The sequence below is a fragment of the Cupriavidus sp. 05N38 genome, from assembly GCF_056397345.1.
Window position 1 is genome coordinate 1 of sequence record NZ_JBFTNF010000149.1, and the last position, 2,185, is coordinate 2,185.

At 60.6% G+C, this 2,185-nt stretch carries 4 protein-coding genes and 1 pseudogene; 2 read left to right on the top strand and 3 right to left on the bottom strand.

Going from position 1 to position 2,185, the window contains the following annotated elements; translation table 11 throughout:
• Both AC1DK4_RS40540 and AC1DK4_RS40545 read left to right on the top strand, forming a co-directional pair.
• Positions 1-204, top strand: a 204-nt coding sequence (locus tag AC1DK4_RS40540) for a hypothetical protein (RefSeq protein WP_441650501.1), incomplete at its 5' end; no start/stop codon positions are given.
• 444 nt (positions 205-648) lie between these two features.
• On the top strand, positions 649-786 hold the full coding sequence (locus AC1DK4_RS40545; RefSeq protein ID WP_441623791.1) for a hypothetical protein: 138 nt from the start codon (positions 649-651) through the stop codon (positions 784-786).
• Positions 787-1,127: 341 nt separating this feature from the next.
• On the opposite strand, the gene AC1DK4_RS40550 is transcribed toward AC1DK4_RS40545, so the two are convergent.
• The 3 genes and pseudogenes from AC1DK4_RS40550 to AC1DK4_RS40560 form a co-directional block, all read right to left on the bottom strand.
• Positions 1,128-1,358, bottom strand: a complete 231-nt coding sequence (locus tag AC1DK4_RS40550) for a hypothetical protein (protein ID WP_441623789.1) — start codon at positions 1,356-1,358, stop codon at positions 1,128-1,130.
• 135 nt (positions 1,359-1,493) lie between these two features.
• Positions 1,494-1,724 carry a hypothetical protein gene (locus AC1DK4_RS40555; RefSeq protein ID WP_441623787.1) on the bottom strand — a complete coding sequence of 77 codons (231 nt, stop codon included), beginning with the start codon at positions 1,722-1,724 and terminating at the stop codon, positions 1,494-1,496.
• Positions 1,725-2,024: 300 nt separating this feature from the next.
• Positions 2,025-2,185, bottom strand: a pseudogene (locus AC1DK4_RS40560) (IS5/IS1182 family transposase); the annotation flags it as partial.

Here is a 2,185-nt window from a genome sequence, read left to right on the forward strand (position 1 = left end):
GCCGCGGTGCGCGGCGGCGCCAACACCTGGATGCAGGGACTGGGCCCGGTGGCCAACGTCAATGTCAACGTCAACCAGAACATCGCCCAGCTGCAGAGCATCAACGTCAACACGCTCAACAACGTCGGCGTGATCGGCTCCGGCCTCGGGCTGGCGATCGATGTCAATCCTTCGCAGTGGGCCGCCACTCACACCAAGGTTTGAGCGATATGCGCTCCGCCCCGTGGAAACCCCAAGGTTTCCACGGCCAGCGTAGATGCGAAGGCACGATCCAGGGTGTAAAACCGCAAGGAACGCGTCGTGCGACAGACCACCGCTTTGGAAGGTACCTATCCGGCGCTTGAGGTCACGACGGTAGATGCCAACGTCGTTGCCGCAAGCAAGGCCCCAACTGGCAGGCCGGCGAGCCTGGTTCTCCGTGCTCGACGATCGGCAACATCACATGAGCATCCAGTCGCGCCCGTTTCACTCCCAGCAGTTCGGCGATCTGTTCATCGGGCAATCAGCTCAGCAGCGCTGCGACTGCCTGCGCCCCAGCCCAATGGCCGTCGCTGCCCGACGGCGAGCACCAAAACTTGATCGGCCTTCAGAGCCACCAAGCATAGATCCTGCGCTGCTTATGCTGTGGCCGACCCGCGCCTGCCCGCAGTGAACAACAAGCTGATCGCGATCGCCGAGGCAATGGGCACCACCCTGCTGCTGGCCGAGTCCGGCGAGACGTTCATGCAGTCGGCCACTCCGGTGTGCGTGCGGTCGATGGCCGGAGCGCTATCGGTGAAACGATAGCTATACCGAGAGCCCATTTCGAAATGCGAAGCGCTTGTCGCGCAGTATCGGCTTGGTTCTGCGCCGCCCCCGCTGCCTGCTCAGTCGCAGGAAGCGCTCGTTCCTCGCGTATCTCCGCTCGCTGACTGTCGATCCTATCGAGATAGGCGCGAGCGTTCTCTAAACGCCTGTCGCCGAACGTGTGGTGCGCTACATGCTGCCGGAATTCGTCCTCGCTGTGTTTAGCAATCCACTCGCGTCTTTCGGCATCGGTTTCGAAGTTCGCCATGGCTTGCCCCCTGTCGTGCCGAAGGATCGTAGCACGCGAAGAAAGCGAGACTGATGGGGATAGCGGGGTGAGATCAACCAAGCGCAAGAAGCACGTCGATCGCTCCCTCGCCATAGTGTAATGCGGCCTGCTCGGCAGCTACCTCGGTGAAGTAATCGCAATGGTCCGACGCGGGGCCGTAGATGGCGTCGTCATCGGGGTCGGCTTTGTATCGGATTTCGACTGCATACCCCCATTTCTGACCAGGCGGCGGCCTGGCGCCTGGGATGCCTACAATCCAGAAGGTCATGACATGGATGTACATCCCGCGATACTCCTCGGATACCCATGCTGCGCGGTCTCCCAAGGCCGTCTCCCTAGTTGGTTTCGCAGAATTCTAGCGAATGATGGGGACCGGGTGAGTAGAAAACCGGACGTGGATCGCGGTATGTGCCTATTCCTACACGCCCAGAATAACGTCCACCGCAGCCCTGCCTGCTACTTCGGCGACGAGATGTGCCCAGCGGCGCGAGAACGGACCGCCGTGGACTTTGATTCGCTTGCCGATTGCGGCAACGCCTGGAGGCTTTATCGGGCCTTCGATCTGGAACCAGACATCGAACATGTCTTCCGAAGTGGTCACCAAGTAAACATGAAGGTCGAATCCACGGTATTCGGTAGTGCGTTTCATGACTATTCCCCGAGGTTGATAAGGATCCTAGCATGACGCTTGACCACTGCTCCCAAGGCGACTGCCGCACCGTGATGCGCACCTGATCGCCGCCAGCGTGCGCTTGCAGTGCATCGTCACCAGCCCGCCGTACCTGGTGCTAGCAGGCTGTTGAAAAGCACTTTGGCACAAAGGGCGTAGCGCAGCTACACACGACTCGACATGCAAATGACCGCTGAATTCCTACCCTGCCATGCAATTGGGCGCCCCAATTCCGGGGCGCGCCAGCATGGCGCCGTGCGGCAGCCCAGCTTTGGCGGCTCATTGCACTGTTCCTCGCGGCACCGCACCCAGTATTCGTGCGATTCGGGTCAGATTGCTGGCGATCATCGTCAGCTTGAAGTGTTGGTCCACGCGTTCGAGGCCACGATATACGGTTTGGCGAAGCCGTCCGACCGTCTTGCCCCAGCCAAAGTGCTCTT